This is a genomic window from Pseudomonas sp. EYE_354 (assembly GCF_023148575.1).
In the GTDB taxonomy this organism is placed as follows: domain Bacteria; phylum Pseudomonadota; class Gammaproteobacteria; order Pseudomonadales; family Pseudomonadaceae; genus Aquipseudomonas.
The window spans coordinates 20,527-39,838 of the sequence record NZ_JAHXNQ010000004.1; the positions used below are offsets into that span (position 1 = coordinate 20,527).

The 19,312-nt window shown below is 61.7% G+C and carries 14 protein-coding genes; 1 reads left to right on the top strand and 13 read right to left on the bottom strand.

Annotated elements, in window-relative coordinates; translation table 11 throughout:
* The 12 genes from KZX66_RS06580 to pap all read right to left on the bottom strand — a co-directional run bounded on the left by KZX66_RS06580 (position 1) and on the right by pap (position 12,084).
* Positions 1-957 (bottom strand): DMT family transporter, encoded by a 957-nt coding sequence (locus KZX66_RS06580; protein ID WP_248077752.1) that lies wholly within the window; start codon positions 955-957, stop codon positions 1-3.
* 96 nt (positions 958-1,053) lie between these two features.
* Positions 1,054-2,025, bottom strand: coding sequence for a fimbrial protein (locus KZX66_RS06585; RefSeq protein ID WP_248077753.1), 972 nt, complete (start codon positions 2,023-2,025; stop codon positions 1,054-1,056).
* A 37-nt stretch (positions 2,026-2,062) separates the two neighbouring features.
* Entirely contained in the window at positions 2,063-2,599 is a 537-nt protein-coding gene (locus tag KZX66_RS06590) for a fimbrial protein (RefSeq protein ID WP_248077755.1), read from the bottom strand.
* An 11-nt stretch (positions 2,600-2,610) separates the two neighbouring features.
* Positions 2,611-3,090 (bottom strand): fimbrial protein, encoded by a 480-nt coding sequence (locus KZX66_RS06595; protein ID WP_248077757.1) that lies wholly within the window; start codon positions 3,088-3,090, stop codon positions 2,611-2,613.
* Positions 3,091-3,124: 34 nt separating this feature from the next.
* The gene (locus KZX66_RS06600; RefSeq protein WP_248077759.1) at positions 3,125-3,619 is read right to left on the bottom strand and encodes a fimbrial protein; all 495 of its coding nucleotides are present in this window, start codon (positions 3,617-3,619) and stop codon (positions 3,125-3,127) included.
* A gap of 10 nt (positions 3,620-3,629) precedes the next feature.
* Positions 3,630-4,202 (bottom strand): fimbrial protein, encoded by a 573-nt coding sequence (locus KZX66_RS06605; protein ID WP_248077761.1) that lies wholly within the window; start codon positions 4,200-4,202, stop codon positions 3,630-3,632.
* A gap of 21 nt (positions 4,203-4,223) precedes the next feature.
* A complete protein-coding gene (locus tag KZX66_RS06610) occupies positions 4,224-4,973 on the bottom strand; it encodes a fimbria/pilus periplasmic chaperone (RefSeq protein ID WP_282445857.1) in 750 nt (249 codons plus the stop codon).
* The gene (locus KZX66_RS06615) at positions 4,970-7,573 is read right to left on the bottom strand and encodes an outer membrane usher protein (protein ID WP_248077763.1); all 2,604 of its coding nucleotides are present in this window, start codon (positions 7,571-7,573) and stop codon (positions 4,970-4,972) included. Before KZX66_RS06615 ends, KZX66_RS06610 begins: the two co-directional genes overlap by 4 nt.
* Before the next feature lie 19 nt (positions 7,574-7,592).
* Positions 7,593-8,153: a fimbrial protein gene (locus KZX66_RS06620; protein WP_248077765.1), complete on the bottom strand. Its 561-nt coding sequence runs from the start codon at positions 8,151-8,153 to the stop codon at positions 7,593-7,595.
* A 51-nt stretch (positions 8,154-8,204) separates the two neighbouring features.
* Entirely contained in the window at positions 8,205-8,726 is a 522-nt protein-coding gene (locus KZX66_RS06625) for a fimbrial protein (RefSeq protein WP_248077767.1), read from the bottom strand.
* A gap of 472 nt (positions 8,727-9,198) precedes the next feature.
* Positions 9,199-10,383 carry a thiolase family protein gene (locus KZX66_RS06630; RefSeq protein WP_248077769.1) on the bottom strand — a complete coding sequence of 395 codons (1,185 nt, stop codon included), beginning with the start codon at positions 10,381-10,383 and terminating at the stop codon, positions 9,199-9,201.
* A gap of 186 nt (positions 10,384-10,569) precedes the next feature.
* A complete protein-coding gene (gene pap / locus KZX66_RS06635) occupies positions 10,570-12,084 on the bottom strand; it encodes a polyphosphate:AMP phosphotransferase (protein ID WP_248077770.1) in 1,515 nt (504 codons plus the stop codon).
* A 156-nt stretch (positions 12,085-12,240) separates the two neighbouring features.
* On the opposite strand from pap, the gene mnmC reads away from it, so the two are divergent.
* Entirely contained in the window at positions 12,241-14,232 is a 1,992-nt protein-coding gene (gene mnmC / locus KZX66_RS06640; RefSeq protein WP_248077771.1) for a bifunctional tRNA (5-methylaminomethyl-2-thiouridine)(34)-methyltransferase MnmD/FAD-dependent 5-carboxymethylaminomethyl-2-thiouridine(34) oxidoreductase MnmC, read from the top strand.
* A gap of 13 nt (positions 14,233-14,245) precedes the next feature.
* Here the strand turns inward: mnmC and KZX66_RS06645 are convergent, their stop codons facing one another.
* Positions 14,246-19,069, bottom strand: a complete 4,824-nt coding sequence (locus tag KZX66_RS06645) for an NEL-type E3 ubiquitin ligase domain-containing protein (protein WP_248077772.1) — start codon at positions 19,067-19,069, stop codon at positions 14,246-14,248.
* Positions 19,070-19,312: the final 243 nt, after the last annotated feature.

Consider the following 19,312-nt stretch of genomic DNA (forward strand, 5'->3'; position numbering starts at 1 on the left):
TTACGAAGCCATGCGCAGCCGCCGGGCCTTGAGCCCGGCGAGCAGCGACGGTGCCAGCGCGACCGTCGCCGAGCCCAGCACCACCACCAGTGCGCCGAAGTAACCCAGGGCGTTGATCTCTTCGGCCTGCACGTAGTCCGGCCACCACCACGCCGCCAACGCCACCGCAACAAACGTCACCAGCGGCGTGAGGGCCAGGGTCGCACTCACCCGCGAGGCCTCCCAATGTGCCAGCGCCTCAGCAAACGCACCGTACGCCACCAGGGTATTCATGCAGCACGCCAGCAACAGCCAGCCTTGCAGCGGGCTCAGTTGCAGCGCCTCCAGCGGATGCGCCCACGGCGTGAGCAGCAAGGCGCAGGTCAGGTAGATCACCATCATCACTTGCAGCGAATTCCACACGGTCAGCAGTTGCTTCTGGCCCAGGGCGTAGAACACCCAGACCGACGTCGCCAGCAGAATGGTCAGCACGCCGGCGGTGTAGGCGCCCAGGGACGTGAGCAGTTCCTCCAGGCGTTGGTTGAAGAACAACCCGAAGCCTGCAATCAACACGATCAGGCCAAGTACCTGTCCGCGACTGAAACGCTCCTTGAATACGAACACACTGGCGACCATCAAAAAGATCGGGCCCATCTGCACCACCAACTGGGCCGTGCCGGGGCTGAGCAGCTTGAGACCGACCAGGTACAACACGTAATTGCCCACCAGGCCGCACACCGCCATCGCCACCAGCCAGCCGCCTTTAGGACCCAACACCTTGCGGCTGGGCAAACGCTTGGTGGCCGCGAGGTAAACGAACAGCAGGCTGCCGGCGACCGTCAGGCGAAACCAGGTCACGGTGATCGGATCCATCACCTGCAGCACCTGTTTGAGTTTGATCGGCAGGATGCCCCAAAGCAGCGCGGTCAACAGGGTCAATAAAAAACCGTAGACCCAGCGACCGGAAGAGATATGCATGAATGCCCCAAAAGCCAAAGGTGGAAGAGCGGGCATTCTAGGGCGCTGCGGTGCGCTTTGGGTACAGGTCATTCCTCAAGCGGCTTCAGCCGTGGCTCATGGCACCCCCATGACCAGTACTCCGCTCCCGCTTATGGCCCCGGCGGCCGGCAGCGATGCCGCTCGCCGCACCAGCGAAAACGTCACATCGTCACCCCCGACGCTGTTGCTGATCTGAGTCAGGAACGATCCATTCACCGGAACGGCAACGCCGCCACGCACAAGGGCTGTACCCACTTGCGGGTTGCTCATCATCAGCAGCCGGGTGTCGAACGACGACCGGGTTCCCTTGTAAGTAATGGTGATTGGTGTGCTGATCCCGCCCTGGGGGCATGAGTAATTCAGCCTGCGATTGCTGATGATGGGGGTGGTCAGCGGGTCGCTGCCGATGGCCCGTTGATTGACCTCGCCGAAGTTGATTTCGATCGGGTTGTTATTGTTGATCGTGCAGGTCGACGGCGAGATGGTGAAATTGTTGTTGGCCAGGTAGGTGACGGTAAGTCGCGACGAACCGCTCCCCGAGTTGTTCGTCTGGGTCATGCGCAGCAGCCCCAGGTTGTCACCGACCCGGATGTTGATCGGATTCCCCGGACTATTACGCATCACTATGTAGGGCGCGACATTGATTGGATAGCCGACCCTGTTGTCCGGCAGCGTAGCCACCCGGATACCACCGGCCACCGGGTAGTTTCGGTACACACCGTTGACGCGCAGGCCCGTGCCTTCGGAGGCGAACTTCGGACCGGGTGTCCACGGAATACCGGCGGAACTGCCGGTGGCCCAATAGTCTTCGGCACGAGAAGGAGTTTGAGGGCCGGGCGTGTATCGACATTCGAGGTTCGCCCCTTCCATTAAGATTCGATTCTGGTTGGTATCCAGCCGAACATTCACAGGCACCTGCAAGTTGATATCCTGCCCCCCGCCTACCGTGATCCAGGGACCGCCATTCATACGACAGTCAACGGCGCCAGCCGTCGTAGCCACACCGGCAAGGAACAAAAGCGCCATGGCGCCAGCTGTTTTTTTCATGTTTATTTCTCGTCGCTCTGCCCTGTCCAGGCACAGCCTATGGATAGTCCAACGTGAAGGTTGAGGTCACCGAGTACGCCCCGTGCCCGATGGTTTGATCCCTGATCGCAGCCGGCTCGCCCTGCACATAGGCTTTGAGCTCGATCACGTTGCTGCCATCACTCAACGCCTGCCTGTCGCTTTCGGTATTCAAGGGCAACGGCTTATCGCCGAGTGTTTCCAGGCCGACCCCGATGCCCGAGGCGCCACTGCCGGCGTCCAGCGCGAACAAACCGGGAAGCTCGGGGTTTCCTGCACCGCCGAAGGTGATGGTCACCGAGTCGCCGATGGTGGTGTCGCAGTCTTCCAAGTGCAGCTTGAAACGCCTGCCCACCGAACGCGTGTTGATATAGAGGTACTTGCTGGTCAGGTCCCACAGTTCCAGGGTGATGGCCTCGTCACCGGGGCGCAGGGTGCAGGCTTCCTCTACCAGATTGCCCTTCAAACGCAGGTTGTCCGCTGCCTGCCCGAGCGGGATCAGGCCGCAGGAGAGCAGCAGGGCCAGTGCGCCCTTATGAACCCTTTCATGTCGCATAGACTCGACTCCTACTGGTATTCAGCCAACAACGTGGCCACCGCCGTGAATCCGGTGGGGCTCAGGATTGCGCCGGGCTGCTGGACGGGCACCACTTCCAATGTCGGCGGTGACGACAGAGTGATATCCAGGGGGGTATTGAGCGCAAACGGCTGGTTGTCCTGAAAAACCCGTATCCCCAGCGCAGGCGCGCTGGTCTGCACCGCCGAGCCGTCAAACGTGGTGGGTGTACCGTTGACGCTCAACTTCAACGCCCAAGGCAGCGTGTCGGTACCACAGCGGATGGTGTAACCCACGTGCTTGCGGTACCTCACGCCATCGACGCGCTTGACCCCCACATCGCCAAAGTCGACTTCAATGGTGTCGCCGCCATCAATCGTGCAGGGCGGTGGCTCATTCAACGTTCCGCTGAACGTCACGTTGGCCGACGCGCCGCCACACAGGCCGATGGCGCACAGGAAGAGCAGCGCTCGCTGCTGCCTGATTGTCATTGATCGTTCCTCTTTATCACGGCATCAGACGCCATCATTGATAATCGACCACCAGGGTGGCGGTCGCATCGAACGCCCCCCCGGTCAGTTGGCTACCGGCACGCTTGACGGGCACCGCCTGCACCACGGGGAAATCCGGATGGGTAAAGTTCACGGCGCTGTTCAACGGCCAGTCGGCGCCATTGACGAACAGCTTGACCCCTAGATCCGCCTTGCGGGTCGCAAGCACGCGGCTGTCGAACGCGGCGCCCGTGCCCTTGAGTTCCAGGGTCAAGGCGTTACTGAAGGGAGAATCACAGGTGACGGTGTAAGGCACCTCACGACGATAATTGACCCCATCGATCCGCGACGTCAGCAGGTCATTTCCAAACGGCACATCCAGCGTACCGCCGCCGTTGATGACACACGGCGGCGGCGCAACGATGACCGCGCGAATGATCAAACTGGTGTCGGCCTGTACCGCCTGGCAGGCCGCCCACAGCAAGGTGCCCCCGGCCAGAATGGCGCGCGAGCCGTTTGTGTTAACCATTGTTCTGCCCTTACTCATAGTTGAGCCTGAAGTCCACGACGGCCCTGAACGCTCCGCTGGTCAGGGGCGCGGCGGTGCGTGTGGGTTGAACCTTCCAGGTCTGGGTGGTAGCGCCCACGGCCAGGAACAGCGGTTGGCCCCTTGACCCCAACTGCACATCCCGCCCCAGCGCATCGGTCAGGCGCAGGCCCATCCCGGTGATGCCTTGCACCTTGACCAGTCGCGGGTCATCGGCATCGGCAGGTGCGATAAACGCCACCGACAACACCGGCTGATAGGCACTCCATGTCAGGTTTCCGGTACGTTCATTACGGATGCTGCCGGCGGTGCGCTGGCAATCATCGAAGCGCAGTTGAAAGGCCACCGGGTTCGCTTGATCGCCGGGGCGTTGCAACTGGCTGGTCGAGACATCTCCCAGGTCAATCGTTTGATTGACGGAGGTCATCTCCAGGCTGCAAGGGCTTTCATGCAGCGACCCGAGCACGTTCAGCATGCCATTCATACCCTCGACGTCCTGGGCCTTCGCCCATCCCGTCAGCATCAGTAACAGGCCACCGAGTACTTTCACGGTGTTCGACTTCATGACGTTCTCCATCCCCAGACGTTACTCATTGGACGGTGCTACCTGGCAGGTTTCGCCACGGCAGGTGAAGGCCAGCAACGGACGTCCGCCGTAGTCATTCACGTAGCTCAAGTAGGGAGCAGTTCCCAATGCCGTCGCCGAGGGTTTCAATTTCAGCGAGCCTTTGGGCGCAACCATCATGGGCTCGAAGCCCGCCACGGTTTTACCGTCCTTGGTGCTGCGGGCATCCACCAGGGTCACGTAGTAAGGCGTGGGGTTGTTAACGGTGTAGTGGTCGCCCTCGCGAGTCAGGGTGAGCTTTTCCTGCCAAGGGTTGGACAGGTCCTGCTGGCTCGGCTCAATGGCCTGCGGCCGATAGAACAACTTGATGCGGGTCTGCAGGGCAATTTGCAGGGTGTTGGATTTGTCGCTGCGCGGCGGAATCTCCCGCAGGTTGAAGTAGTACACCGTTTCCCGGTCCTGCGGCAGCAACCTGGCCGCCGGCAAGGCCTGCACCTTGACCTGGCTTTGCTTGCCGGGCTCCAGCCGCTGCACCGGTGGCAGTACGATCAGCGGCGTGGTGATTTTCTGGCCGGTTTCATCTTCAATCCAACCCTGGGCCAGGTACGGCAACTGAGTGTTGTTATTGGTGATGTTCACGCTGGTAGCCTGTTTGCCGCCGTCGAAAATCACGCGGGTACGATCCAGGCCGACAGCGGCGCTGGCATTTTGGATAAAGCCAGGCCCCAGCAGCGCAAAGGCCAGGACGATGAGGCACGTGTTCGGCATCATGAGGATGTGTTCTCCGTATCGATAGGCGTCCCGGTCAATACGGCCGGGTCGGGTGAAGATTGATCGGCGGCCAATAGCTGGCAGCCCAGGTTCAGCGCATCGGTCAGGCCATCGGCGGGCAAAATGGTCGGCAGCGTGAGGGTGCAACGCTCGGCACCTCCCCAACTGACGATCATCCGTTCGCCAGCCTGAATCCCGCTCAGGTAGACATGACCGTCGTCATTCACAATGCCGGTGTCCTGCTGCTTGAGGTTTTTCACCGTGGCGCCGAAGGGCGGTGCGCTGCTGTCCGGCAGGCGCAGCACCGCCATGGCTTTGTCACCGGAAATCACTTGCAGCGAGCGATAACCGATGGCGCCCTCGGTGAGCGTCAGTTGTGTCACGGATTGGGTGGCTTCGACATTGCCGGGCAAACGCTCCAGATCGACACTGGCGGAGGTGCGCTGATAGCTGCCGATGTCGGCAATCACCGCCTTGCCAAACGCATTACTGCGGGTCGGCGAGCCGTAACCGCGCACCGGCACATCGGGCACACCCGCGGTGTCGATCATCAACCGGGTACCGCCGGTGCTTTGAGTACGATGCAGGGCCGCACCGTAAGGGGTGAGCGTGGCACCGCCACGTGCGGACACGCCGAGGCTGCTGTAAGCGCCCTTTTGCGTACTGGCACTCAGATCAATGTCGGCCCCGTCCCCCATGTGGCTCAAATAACCACTGGCCGACTGGTTGCTCGCACCGATCTGGTAACTGTTGCGCTCATCCAGGCGATCGCTGTAGCGCGTGGCCAATGAGTTTTTACCCGCAGCGCTGTTGGCATCCATCGACAGGGTGCCGGTGCGCCCCAGCGGCAGGCTGACCATAAGCGACAGGCCGTTGTCCTTATAGTTGTAGTCCTCGCTGCGGTACATGTTCAGGGACAGGCTCATGTTTTTCACCGTGCCCACATTGAAGTAGCGCGACACCGACAGATTCCAGCGCTGGGTGTCCGAGCGATTCCAATACGTCTGCTTGTTGTAACTGGCATAGACGGTGGTGCCCAGGTCGCGAAACTGCTTGTTCAGTGTCACGGTATAAAGGGCTTTGCTGGCGCCAAGCGGCTTCCAGTTGTCGCGTTCCACACCGTACTCATCACGGCTGCCGCGTTCGCCGTTGAGCCCGTAATAACGAGCGTCCAGGTATTCACTCATGCTCAGGAAGTTTTCCTGGGAGAACCGGTAACCGGCAAACGTCACCTGACTGTCGTAGTCTTCAAAGTTCTTCGAGTATTGAAGGCGCAACGACTTGCCCGAGAGGCTTTCATTCCAGACGCTGGCCCGCGATTGCGTCACGTCCAGCGAGACGGCGCCGAACGCCAGCAGGTCGCGCCCTGCCCCCACTGACAGTGCCCGGTAGTTGTTATCGGTGATGCCGCCGCCGAACAAGGACCAACCGTTACTGATCCCCCAGGAGAACTCGCCGGAAGCAAACGTATCGCCGTCAGCACCGTGTTGAAGTCGACTCGGTCGCCCACTCGCCAACTTGTAACGAACCTGGCCGGGACGTGTCAGGTAGGGAACGCCCGCCGTATCGATCTGGAAGGTGTGGACCGACCCGTCCTGCTCTTCGACCCGCACATCCAGGGTGCCCGTCACCGCGTCATTGAGGTCCTGGATACGAAAAGGCCCCGCCGCAACCAGGGTTTCATACAGCACACGGCCCTGCTGGCTGACGATCACCTTGGCATTGGTTTTCGCCACCCCGACCACTTCCGGCGCGTAACCTCGCAGGTTGGGGGGCAACTGGCTTTCATCTGAGTTGAGCGCGGCACCGGTAAAACGGAAGCTGTCGAACAGGTCCGAATACAGGTAGTTCTCACCCAGCATCAAACGGGCGCTCAGCCCTGGCAGCGCGCGATAGGCGTAATAACGGCTCCACTCCAGCTTCTGGGGCCCGGCCGCCGACTCGCGACCGTTTTCGACACGCCCCTGCCAATCCGCCCGCAGGCGCCAGGCCCCGGCATTGGCCCCCACCGTGCCGTTGCCACTCAGGTTTTTGCGCTGGCCGTCATTGCGCTGGAAGATCGACTGCGCCGTCAGGTTGTAGTCAACCAGCAAGCCCGGTACGCCATCATCCCAGCGTGACGGCGGATCCCAGTTGATCGCGTTGTAGCGAAGGTAAGCCTGGGGCAGGCTGATGCTCAGCGTGGACGTGGCCAGGTCTGCACTCACCTGCGCGCCCGGCAAGCCTTGAACATCAAGGCATTCCCCATCTCGCCACGCTGCAAGGCCAGCGGCGTGTGCGGCCTTGAGGCCCAGTTGCTCCACCAGGGCGGGCGAGACACACGCCTGACTGCCCTTTGGATCATCGTCGGGGGGATAGAACGTCACTGATTGTTCGGAAACAGCCTGGGCGTTGACCTGCACAACCATTGAGTAAGTGCCCGGCAGAATAAACCCGCTGCGCGCAAACCGGGACAAGTCAATATTGCGGCGATCACTCAGGTCAAGCACGTCAGTATTGAACTCGATATCCCCTGCACCCAATGCCGTTCCGGCCAACGACATCAACCCTCCCAACAGACTTGGGCGAAACGTCTGTCTGACTTTCGATGTATTCAACATGCAAGCAATCCATCACTGTTCAAAAGTATTCCAACCTGAACCGCACGGCGGCACTGTGGGGCCCGACGACCAGTGGCAATCCGTTGCCGACCAAATTGAGCGTGTAGTGAAGGGTCATATCGCCTTCACTCAATGGCCTGGGTGCCATCCGTTCACCCGGCACGCTTTCCTGACCGGCGGAATCGACGATATGCAGGGCAACGCCCTGTGAGCCGCCGAAGACCGCGAATGAGCGCCCGCTCCGATCGGTCGGGCCGTCAAACGTCACTTGCATGTGCTGCCAATCCGGCAACGTCTCGCCTGGACGCGAAGGGTCGGGACGCGTCAACGTGCAATTGACCAGGCGCAACTGGAAGGGATGTGTTTCACCCTGCGCGTTTCGCAGCAGCCGCCCTACCGGCTCAGCAGGCATCTCGACGGTTTGATCGAGGCTGCTCAGCTCCAGCCCACAGGCTGAATCAACCACCTCGCCACCTAACGTGACGGCCCCCTCGCCCTGGGAAGACGACTGCGCGAAAACGCAAGGGCCAATGAGCGCCGTCAATGAGAAGGCGATCGGGATATGTATGGATATGTTCACGTGGACCTCCCGCCAGCGTGCCCCCGCCACAGACAGTGGCGGGGGCAGAACTTACTGATAGGCCAGGGTGAAATTGGCGACTGCGCTGAAGTCCCCGGGAACGATGTCCCCCGTGGCGACGCCTTGCACATAGGCACCGAATTCCAGGGTGTTATCGCCGGCACTGATTGGCTGCGGGGCGGTTGGCACGCCTAACTGCACAGGGCTGCCGCCGTGAGTCATCATGATGCCGACGCCGCCGGCGCCGCCCACGGTACCGATAGCACCCGGCACTGTGTTTGAAGGTGCCCCGGTGAAGGTGGTGGTCACGGTGTTATCGGTGAGCCCGGCCAGATCGCAGCCTTGCAGTTCGATCAGCACAGGTCGGGCCTCGGACTTGCCACCGGCTTGCAATTGATGTTTGGCAATGGCGCCCAGGTTAACGGTTTGATCAACGGACTCAGGCTTGATAGAGCACGCGCCCGAATGAACCGAGCCCAAAAACGTCACCGTTCCCTGCGACGCCTGCGCAACAGACAACGAACCAGCCAACACACAGGCAGACAACAGCGCAACGTTAAATATCGTTTTCATTCACAGTTTCCCACTTAACAAGTGTCATTAAAAAGCGCCGCCACAGACGGGCAAAGCGCTAACTAACCAGCGGTTTTAAACAATGCGTTTGCTCGGCCAGCCGTGTTCGCCTTTGCAACTTTTTCACTGCGAAATCAGGCCGCCGATCAACGGCATGCAAGTTCCCACTCCACACTTGAATAAACAACCCAGCGACGTCAGATGGTCGCGTAGGCAAACTGCATCACGATGCATAGGAAACTTATTGCTTCCTACAAAAATATTAAGAACGTCTGAAGGACGCGGACTACATATGTTTAATTAAAACTGATGTTCAACGGCAAAACTCCACAAGAAAAAAAAACGACGCCTTTAAACATTTCAGCCTTGTTAAACTCCAAGCCGTTAATAACTGACTGATAAATCGACGATATAGAAAAGGGGGAGCAAGCTCCCCCTTTATAGTTGTCGGGTGCCACAGCGCCTGAGTGCGCTAGCGCACCGCCTCGAACAACCCCGTCGCGCCCATGCCACCGCCAACACACATGGTGACGATGCCGTAACGCAGGTTGCGCCGCTGCAACTCCCGCACCAGATGCCCGACTTGCCGCGAGCCGGTCATGCCAAACGGATGGCCGATGGAGATGGAACCACCGTTGACGTTGTACTTGGCATTATCGATGTCCAGCCGATTGCGGGCGTAGAGGCACTGGGACGCGAACGCTTCATTGAGCTCCCACAGGTCGATATCCGCCACCTGCAAGCCGCGCGCCTTGAGCAACTTGGGCACCGAGAACACCGGGCCGATGCCCATCTCATCCGGCTCGCAACCGGCCACCGCGAAACCGCGGAAGAAAGCCTTGGGCTTGAGTCCCAGCGCCAGGGCTTTTTCCAGGCTCATGACCAGGGTCATCGACGCGCCATCGGACAACTGCGAAGAGTTGCCCGCCGTCACCGAGCCATCTTCGGCGAACACCGGTTTCAGGCCCTGCAGACTGGCAAGGGTGGTGTCGGGACGATTGCAGTCGTCACGATCGACTACGCCGTCGAGGATCTGCACCGCGCCGGTGGCCTTGTCCTCGACCTTGTACTTGACCGCCATGGGCACGATTTCATCATCGAACAAGCCGTCGGCCTGAGCCTGGGCGGTGCGCTGCTGGCTTTGCAGGGCGTAAAGGTCTTGTTCCTCGCGGCTGACGTTATAGCGGCGCGCGACGATTTCGGCGGTCTGGCCCATGGGGAAATAAATGCCTGGCACCTGCTCTTTGAGCAACGGGTTGATCAGGTTGTCGGTGTTGACGCTTTTCATGGTCAGGCTGATGGACTCGACACCCCCGGCGACGATGATGTCGCTGCACCCCGACGCGATCTGGTTCGCCGCGATGGCGATTGCCTGCAGCCCCGAGGAACAGAAGCGGTTGAGGGTCATCCCTGCCGTGCCGGTACCCAGTTGCGACAGCACCGCTACGTTGCGCCCGATGTTATAGCCCTGGGCACCTTCGTTCGAGCCGGCGCCGACAATGCAGTCTTCCACCGCGGCCGGGTCGATGCCATTGCGCGTCAGCAGCGCATTGACGCAATGGGCCGCCATGTCATCCGGACGGGTCTGGTTGAACTTGCCACGAAAGGACTTGGCCAGGCCGGTTCGCACGCTGTCGACGATCACTACTTCACGCATGGGCTACCTCGATCTTGTGGTTGTTGGGAGATGGATCGAGGATAGATCCGCACCCCGGCAACCGCGACGATCATTCATCACGTAGATGCAAAAGCATGGCGAGAGGGGCGAATCGCAGTGGTGGGGATGAGCGGGCGTATTGTGGTGAGCGAGCTCACCACAGGGGGCTTCGCATCGGCCGTGGGGTTACTTCTTTTTCTTCTTGTCGTGTTTGTCGGACTGCTCGAACGCTTCTTCCAGCGCCAGGTTGATGGTGCGCAGTACCTTGACCCGCGCCCAGCGCTTGTCATTGGCTTCCACCAGGGTCCAGGGCGAGATTTCGGTGCTGGTGCGGTCGACCATATCGCCCACGGCGGCACGGTAATCGTCCCATTTATCGCGGTTTCGCCAGTCGTCCTCGGTGATCTTGAAACGCTTGAAGGGGATTTCTTCACGGGCCTGGAAGCGTTCCAGTTGGGTCTGCTTATCGATCGCCAGCCAGAACTTGACCACGATCACCCCAGCATCGCGCAGTTGTTCTTCAAAGTCGTTGATCTCGCCATAGGCGCGCATCCAGTCCGCCGGGGCGCAGAAGCCTTCGATACGCTCCACCAGCACGCGGCCATACCAGGAGCGGTCAAACACGGTGAACATGCCGCGCGCCGGGATTTTCTGCCAGAACCGCCAAAGGTAGGGCTGCGCGCGTTCGTCCTCACTCGGCGCGGCAATCGGCACGATATGGTATTGACGCGGGTCCAGGGCCGCCGCCACCCGGCGAATCGCGCCGCCCTTGCCGGCCGCATCGTTGCCTTCGAACACGGTGATCAACGCGTGTTTGCGCATGCGTTTGTCGCGCATCAGACCAGACAGACGCGCCTGTTCGGTAATCAACTGTTCTTCGTAATCGTCCTTTTCCAGGCGCTGGGTCAAGTCGAGGCTGTCCAGCAGGCTCTTCTTGTCCACCGCTGCTATCAGCGGCGCCGGGTTCATGCCGCTGGCTTTGCGCTTGGGCAATTTGAGCGCATTCTGCATGCCTTCAAGCAGCAACTTGCCCACCGTGAGGCTGCGGTAGTTGCTGTCCACGCCTTCAATCACATGCCACGGCGCATAGTCGCGACTGGTGCGGCGCAGGATACGTTCACCAAAGTGCACGAACTTGTCGTAGGTCTTCGACTGTTGCCAGTCCAGCGGGCTGATGCGCCAGCTGTGCAGCGGATCGTCGGCCAGAGCCTTGAGGCGTGCCTTCATCTGCTTTTTGGAGAGGTGAAACCAGAACTTGAAGATCAGCGCGCCTTCGTCGCAGAACATTTTTTCCAGACGCTCGGCACCGGCAATCGCCTGGTCGAGCCGCGCATCCTTGATGTGCCCGTGTACACGGCCTTGCAGCATCTGGCTGTACCAGTTGCCAAAAAACACACCCATGCGGCCTTTGGCGGGTAGCTGGCGCCAGTAACGCCAGGCCGGTGGCCGCGCCAGTTCTTCGTCGGTCTGCTGGTCGAAGGTGCGCACTTCGATCAGGCGCGGGTCCATCCATTCGTTCAGCAACTTGACCGTTTCGCCCTTGCCGGCGCCTTCGACGCCATTGATCAGGATGATCACCGGAAAGCGCTTTTGCTGTTGCAGCTCGTACTGCACCTCCAGCAGGGCCTCGCGCAGCGCGGGCACTTCGCCGTCGTAGGTGTCTTTGTCGATGGCGTGACCGATTTCGGCGGATTCGAACATGGGCAGCTCCGTTTCAAGATGGCTCAAGACTAGCGGATTGGGCAGCACCACGCGGGAGGAAATTCCACACACGCTTGCCATGGGTCAATTGATTGCCTGTTGATCAGCTAGAATGGCCGCCTTGCCTTTGCCTGCTTTATTTTCGATGAGCCGCCCATGAACCCCGTATCCCACGCCCAGCTCGACTGGGATGAACAAGGTCGCCCGCACTCGCGGGTATTCGACGACGTGTACTTCTCCGACAAGTCCGGCCTTGAAGAAACCCGCTATGTGTTCCTGGAACAGAACCGCTTGCAGGCGCGCTTTGCCGCCCTGCCGGCCGATGGGCGCCTGGTGATCGGCGAGACCGGTTTCGGCACCGGGCTGAACTTCCTCTGCGCCTGGCAGTTGTTCGAGCAGCACGCCGTGACCGGGGCACGCCTGCATTTTGTCAGCGTGGAAAAATACCCCCTGAGCCACGCCGACCTGCAACGGGCATTGGCTCTGTGGCCTGAGCTGCAGCCCTTCGCCGCCCAATTACTGGCCCAGTACGTCGCCATCCATCAGGGCTTCCAACGCCTGATTCTGGACGGCGGCCGTGTCACCCTGACCCTGCTGATCGGCGACGCCATGGAACAGTTGCCACAACTGGACGCACAGATCGACGCGTGGTTTCTCGACGGCTTCGCCCCGGCGAAAAACCCCGACATGTGGACCGCCGAGCTGTTCGCCGAACTGGCGCGGCTGACCGCACCCGGTGCAACCATCAGCACGTTCACCAGCACCGGCTGGGTACGCCGCCTGATCAATGCCGCCGGGTTCAAGATGAAGCGCACCCCCGGCATCGGCCATAAGTGGGAGATTCTGCGCGGTGAATTCGTCGGCTGGCCCGAAGCGACAGCCTTGCCTCCCGCCACCGCTCCATGGTTCGCACGGCCTGCGCCACCTGCCGGCGAACGCCGCGCCCTGGTGATCGGCGGCGGCATGGCCGGTTGCACCACCGCCGCCAGCCTGGCGGCCCGGGGCTGGCAGGTGAACGTGCTCGAGCGCCACGATGGACTGGCCCAGGAAGCTTCCGGCAACCCCCAGGGCGTGCTCTATCTCAAACTCTCCGCCCACGGCACCGCGCTGTCGCAATTGATCGTCAGCGGTTTCGGCCACACCCGCCGGTTGCTGGAACAGCTGCAACGCGGGGTGGACTGGGATGACTGCGGTGTGCTGCAGCTGGCGTTCAACACCAAAGAAGCCGAGCGTCAGGCCCAGTTGGCCGCCGCGTTCCCGAGCGACTTGCTGCACCCGGTGGACGCCACGCAAGCCGCAGCCCTGGCGGGTGTGCCGCTGGAGCACGGCGGGCTGTTTTATCCTGAAGGCGGTTGGGTGCATCCCCCCGCTTTGTGCCAATGGCAGGCGCGCCATCCAGCGATCACGGTGCAGGTGCATCACGATGCCCTTACCCTGCAACGGGTCGATGGCCAATGGCAGGCCCATGATGGCGAGCGCCTGCTGGCCAGCGCGCCGGTGGTGGTGCTGGCCGGCGCCGCCGAGATCAAGCGCTTCCCTTTCAGTGCCGAGTTGCCACTCAAGCGTATTCGCGGGCAAATCACGCGTTTGCCCGCCACCGCCGAGAGCCGGCGCTTGAGTACCGTGGTCTGCGCACAAGGCTATGTCGCCCCCGCGCGCCTGGGCGAACACACCCTCGGCGCCAGCTTCGATTTCAATAGCGATGACCTGACGCCGACCCATGCCGAGCATGTGGGCAACCTGGCGTTGCTGCAGGAAATCTCCGCCGATCTACTGCACGCATTGCACGTCGACAGCCTGCCGATCGAGGCCCTGGAGGGCCGCGCTGCGTTTCGTTGCACCAGCCCCGATTACCTGCCGATTGTCGGGCCATTGGCCGACGCAGCGGCGTTTACCGAGGCATATGACGTACTCGCCAGGGATGCCCGGCAAGTTCCCGACACGCCCTGCCCCTGGCTGGAGGGCGTGTACATCAATAGCGGCCACGGCTCACGCGGCCTGATCACCGCGCCGCTGGCCGCCGAGCTGCTGGTGGCGTGGCTGGAGAACGAACCGCTGCCGCTGCCCGCCGCCGTGGCCCATGCCTGCCATCCGAACCGCTTTGCGCTGCGCGAACTGATCCGCGGCAAACGCCGGCCGGCGCCGTGAGCCGTGAGCCGTGCTAAGGCAACTCGCACACCGCCAGTTTGTCGACCTCCAGTGCCGCGCGGGTCAGGCGCTCAATCTCAATTTCCTCGGCGACCCGTTGCTCCCTGAGGACGCTATTCATGCGGGTACGGTAGGTTTCGCTGTCGAGATCCAAGGCCTGATCGAACACCTCGCGCATGCGGGTATCGAACGGTTCGTTGAGGGTTTCGAAACGGGTGGCGTGGATTTTCTTGAGGTAGCTCTGCCAAAACGGTAACTCACCTAGAAAGCGCAGCAGCGCAGGCGTCAGCTCGGCGGCCCGCACGGTGGCTTCAGCGGCGTTCAACTGCGCCTGTGTGACACCGCTCAAACTGGCATAGCGCATATGCCTGGGTTGGCCCGGCAAATAAAACATGTCGGCCAGGCCCGTGCGGTAGGCCAGGCTGACTTCCAACGGATCAGTGCCCGGATTGTCGAGGCTGTGGGAGCGCGCGATGCTTTCCAGTCGATCGAGTCGGTACAGGCCCTGACCCAAAGCCAGCAGTGCTTTGGCGGAAACGTGCCCACCCTCGATCTGGAGACTGGCGTCGCTGATTTCCACCAGTATCTCCAGGCTGCTGAAGTTCAACGCGGCGGCGTCATCGCAGTTGATCGGTGTCGCAGCGCGTTCGAACACTTCAGTCGCCAGTTCCGCACGCTGGCCGGTGGCTTCGAGCACACGCCAGACCCGGCGTGTCATGTCTTCGCGCACGTGCTCGGTGTCTGCCGAGCCGCCCAGTTCAGCCAGCAGCTTGAACAGCCCATCACTGTCCTTGTCGTCGCGCAGCATCAACCAGAGGTCATTTTTCTGCGGGTAATCGGGCAGGCGCGGGTCGGGCATCCACAACTCACGGGCGGCCTGTTCGTTAAGGCGCGCGATATCGTCTTCAAAATAGCCCAGGCCGGTTCCGGTTTGCCGGCGGTAGTCGGTCAACTGCGACAGCGTCGAGGAAGACAGCGGGTTGTGGCGCAGGTTGATCGCCTGGGTACGCTGGCGAGGCGCGCGGAACAGCCAGTCCGGCAGGCGGCTGATGTCGTTCTGGCGCAGGTCGACCGTTTCCAGGAACGGCAAGCGCCATAAGCCTTCGGGAAAGGTCTTGAGCCGGCAATCACGCAGGATCAAGCGGCGCAGGTCGAACAGGTGGTCCAGTGGCGGCGGATCGACCAGCCGGTTGCCGGCCAGGCTCAACACCCGCAGGTTGCGCAAGTCGGCAAGCTTGGCGCGGGTGTACACCGTCAGCTCAAGGTTATTGTGGTCCAGGTACAGCGCTTCGAGGTGGGGCATGTGCGACAGCGCCTCGGGCAGTCGCGTCAGGCGGTTGCTCGACAGGTCCAGGGACTTGAGCCCTTTGAAATACTTGAGGAAATAGGCCGCTTCATCGCCGACGTCCATATTTTTCAGGGTCAGGTGGCGCACGTGATCAAAATTGACCACCGACGGCAATGTCGGCAGCGCCCCCACCCGCATGCCGTCGAGCGCCAGCCGCGAATCTTCACCCAGCCCGGTCAGGCGTCGCCAGCACTGCTCCAATTGCTGCGCCGCGTGCTTGCGGCTCAGGCGCGCCTCTACCAACGGCTCATTGATGCGTTCCAAGCCGGCCCGGTCGTTGCGCCAGGCATCGAGCGTGCGGTGCAGCGCCTCAAAGGACAGTTGCAACAGCTTGACCACATGGGCGCGGGCCAGATGGTCCTCGCCCAACCCTTCGATCAGCCCCGACGCCTGAACCTCGTTGAGCATGGGGTAGAGTGTTTGCACCTTGCGGATCAGTTGCCGCGGCTGCAGCGTCGTGGCCGGGGGAGCCGCCTGCATGCAACCCAGTTGCGATGGCGCCAGGGGTTCGGGTGCAGGCTCACGCAGGTATCCACCCACATGGTCGCGCGCTTCAGCGACCAGCAAGCGCAGCTTGGCCTGCAGTTGCGCAGCGCCCTGCTCACCGCTGGAATAGATGCCCAGCCGGCTGCGCTGCAACGCTGACAAGCTGCCCAGCAGCGCCTGGTAAAACCCTGACGGCCCAAGCACCGGGGCGTGCAGGGCCTGCCCTTGCGCGTCGAACAGCTGATAGCCACGTTCGGACGTGACCAGCGTATGCAACACGCCGGTCGATGCCTCTGCGCGCTCGGCCAGCAACGCGCCGTCCAGGGCCCCGGCACGCAGTTGCACATGGATTTCCCGCGGCCAATGGGGCAGGCGCCCGAGCAAGCCGATCGCCAGGCGTTCGGTCGGCGCCGTGGCCAATGGGGGTAAATACAGCCCCGCCACCGCGCGATCCTCCACCAACGCATGTAACGCCTGCCGCGCTCGTGCGTGCAGGCGGCGCGGCACACGTTCGGTATTGCGCAGCAGTTGGCGGTCGACGGACGAAGTTTCGCCCAACAATTCCTGCGCCACGCCCGTCGGCAACTGCGGGAAGCGTTTCTTGAGCAAGGCGACACTGCCTTCGGCAAGCGGGTCATAGTCTCGGTAGAGTTGCTCGAACAGTGTCTGATAATGGCGCTTGACGCTGGCCAGCAAACGCACCGACAGCCGCTGCTGCAACTGCTCGGGCGCGACGTCTGCGCCCAGCAGCGTGCGGCGTTCTTCGTCGCTCAGGGCATCAAGCAGGATCTGGGTCAATTGACCGTCCTTGAGTTGCTGTTCGCTGACATGGATGCTCAGGTCTTCGTAATCGAACGGGGCGGTGTCCGGATAACGCTTGAGCAAGTTGCCGCTCTCATCCAGCAATTCGAAAAAGCGCCCCCTGGGCCAGCCGTCCAGCAGCGGCAACGCAGTCATTTGCACGCGCGCGGTGCTTGGCTGGCCCTGGCCGTGATAGTCCAACTGCCAAAGCAGGTCGCGAATAGTCTGGTCCAACCGCCAGCGCGCCACGCTGTCGCGCAGCCGCGACGGCAACGCCTGGTTTTGCTCGACGAGCAGGCGCAAATCATGCAGTCGGCAGTGGGTGGCGGTGATGATTTCGGCCAGTCGGCCGTCCGGCAGCGAATTCACCCCCGGCGACAGGCGTTCGAACGCATAGGTCGGCGTGCGCCATTGATCCACCCGCTCGCCCATGTGGCGCCAGCCACCGGCGTCATTGTGCTCAAGCGGCGGGCTGTACGCTGCCTCACGCGAGGGATGCAGCACGCGCCAGCGGCTGATGGCAGGGTCATAAGACACCCGGTAGAACGCGCCGTCGATGGCGATATAGGCACGCCCATGGGCTTGATAAATCCCGCGATAACTGGGGGTCGCCAGCATGTCGGCCTCGGGCACGTGACGATACGGACGCAGACTGTTGCGCCACAGACGCTTCTGCGTGCTGGACAGCTTCACGGCATCGAACTGCTCGAAAAACGCAGCGGGCGGTTCCGCCGTCCGTTTGAACAGCGAGCCCACGACCTTGCCCGCCGCCATAAACAGCGCCATCGAAGCGACGCCTTGCGCCACATTCAACAGGTGCTCCAACGCTTCGGTTTTACGCTGGTGGGTCCAGTCCTCAACGCCCTCATAGACCTCGGCCAGTAATTGCCCGATGGCCACGCCCATCATCAACTGGCCCAGGCCAGGGGTGAAAAAACCGGCGATATTGGCCAATGTCAGGCCAGCATCCAGATACCGTCGAAGCAAGGCGCGGCGAGCCTCCTCATCCACCTGAACGACGGGCACGGCCAGGACCATCGCGTCCAACTGCGCCTTGCCCACGTAGGCCTCGAAAAAACTCTGCGACACGCTGACGTTTACCGCCAGCCCTTGCAGATTCAGGCGTTTGTCGCGATCAAAGCCCACGAAGAAATCCGGGCGCTCGGACTCATCCAGATAGCCTTTAAAAAACTCACGATAGGCCGGGATCTGCAACTTCAAGCTGAGATAGCCCGTAAAGTCCTCCAGCGTCTCGTACTCGAACCAGGGCCGAACCGGCTCATTGGGCATGTACACCACGCAGCGGCCGTTGGATAAACCTTTGCCCGTATGGCCGGCAAATACCAGCACGCTCCACAGGCACGCCTGGTTCATGTTCAAGCCGTGCCAGGTCAGCGCACGCCCCTCTATCAACAGGTCCTCGATCGGATGGGTATCGGCATTGCGCGCCAGCATGGCGAGCAACCGCTCGTACATCGGCTTGCTGACGTCCCCCTTCGCCAGGGCGATATGCAGGTCGGTACGCATGTCGAGCAGCTTGAGCCGGCCAATGTCGCTGGCCACCTCGTTATAGCGGCCGGCAACCGTTTGTTCGCCGGGAGCCGGCAGGTTGAACACCTCGCGCACATGGCGCTGGTATGCGCTGCCCAGGTCCAGTTCGCGGCAGTGCCGGACAAACTCGCCGGCGCTGATCGACGTGTTTCGCTCACCCGTGGCGGCGCTGCGGATCATCGCAGTGATCGACAGGCCGCCGTTTTGGGCCTGTGAGGCGCTGAAGTTCTGCATGGCCGCCTGCAACAGGCTGTGCTTTTCGGTGGTGACCGTGACCAGCAGCGGCCCTGCGAGGTCGGGGTTGAGGTTGGTCAACGAGCGGTGGGCCAGTTCCAGCATGTCCTGTTTGACATCAACACCGTGCACGCCCTTGGCCGCCAGAAACGCGTCCAACCGTTCGGCGCAGAACGTGTCGAGCGGCTCCAGCCTGTTCAGCGTGGCCTGGACCTTTTCACGCAGGGGCCCACTGTCCTGGTGAGCCTGTTCGAGCGCCGACAGCGTTTGCGCCTCCGCTTCTACCAGCCATCCCGGCAAAGTGGCTTGCAGCGTCTGGGCGGTGTCCAGGTCCTGGGTGACTTCCAGCAAAACCTTGGGCAACTCGGCCAAGACTTCAGGGGTGACCACGTCGTTCAATGTGCGTTCTTCGCCCATGTCATTCCTCCTTGATGGTGCTTGATGAACGCGCCCTACGATAACCCCGGCGCCCCGCGGGAAAGGTTTGAATAGCTGCTGGGACGGCCTGCGAAGCGACCCGAATTTTGCGTGCCGAATTGACGTAACTAACGCCCTGCCGGCAACGCCCCGGCGCAACGCCGAACGCCGTGCGCCTGGCCCCGCTGGGAGCGACCGTTGGTAACATCCAGGCAAATTTCAGGGAACGATCAAGCGCCACCG

Bases quoted from the DNA above. Each gene is read 5' to 3' on its own strand.
- KZX66_RS06580 (WP_248077752.1), bottom strand. From the start codon at position 957: ATGCATATCTCTTCCGGTCGCTGGGTCTACGGTTTTTTATTGACCCTG.
- KZX66_RS06585 (WP_248077753.1), bottom strand. From the start codon at position 2,025: ATGAAAAAAACAGCTGGCGCCATGGCGCTTTTGTTCCTTGCCGGTGTG.
- KZX66_RS06590 (WP_248077755.1), bottom strand. From the start codon at position 2,599: ATGCGACATGAAAGGGTTCATAAGGGCGCACTGGCCCTGCTGCTCTCC.
- KZX66_RS06595 (WP_248077757.1), bottom strand. From the start codon at position 3,090: ATGACAATCAGGCAGCAGCGAGCGCTGCTCTTCCTGTGCGCCATCGGC.
- KZX66_RS06600 (WP_248077759.1), bottom strand. From the start codon at position 3,619: ATGGTTAACACAAACGGCTCGCGCGCCATTCTGGCCGGGGGCACCTTG.
- KZX66_RS06605 (WP_248077761.1), bottom strand. From the start codon at position 4,202: ATGAAGTCGAACACCGTGAAAGTACTCGGTGGCCTGTTACTGATGCTG.
- KZX66_RS06610 (WP_282445857.1), bottom strand. From the start codon at position 4,973: ATGATGCCGAACACGTGCCTCATCGTCCTGGCCTTTGCGCTGCTGGGG.
- KZX66_RS06615 (WP_248077763.1), bottom strand. From the start codon at position 7,573: ATGTTGAATACATCGAAAGTCAGACAGACGTTTCGCCCAAGTCTGTTG.
- KZX66_RS06625 (WP_248077767.1), bottom strand. From the start codon at position 8,726: ATGAAAACGATATTTAACGTTGCGCTGTTGTCTGCCTGTGTGTTGGCT.
- KZX66_RS06630 (WP_248077769.1), bottom strand. From the start codon at position 10,383: ATGCGTGAAGTAGTGATCGTCGACAGCGTGCGAACCGGCCTGGCCAAG.
- pap (WP_248077770.1), bottom strand. From the start codon at position 12,084: ATGTTCGAATCCGCCGAAATCGGTCACGCCATCGACAAAGACACCTAC.
- mnmC (WP_248077771.1), top strand. From the start codon at position 12,241: ATGAACCCCGTATCCCACGCCCAGCTCGACTGGGATGAACAAGGTCGC.
- KZX66_RS06645 (WP_248077772.1), bottom strand. From the start codon at position 19,069: ATGGGCGAAGAACGCACATTGAACGACGTGGTCACCCCTGAAGTCTTG.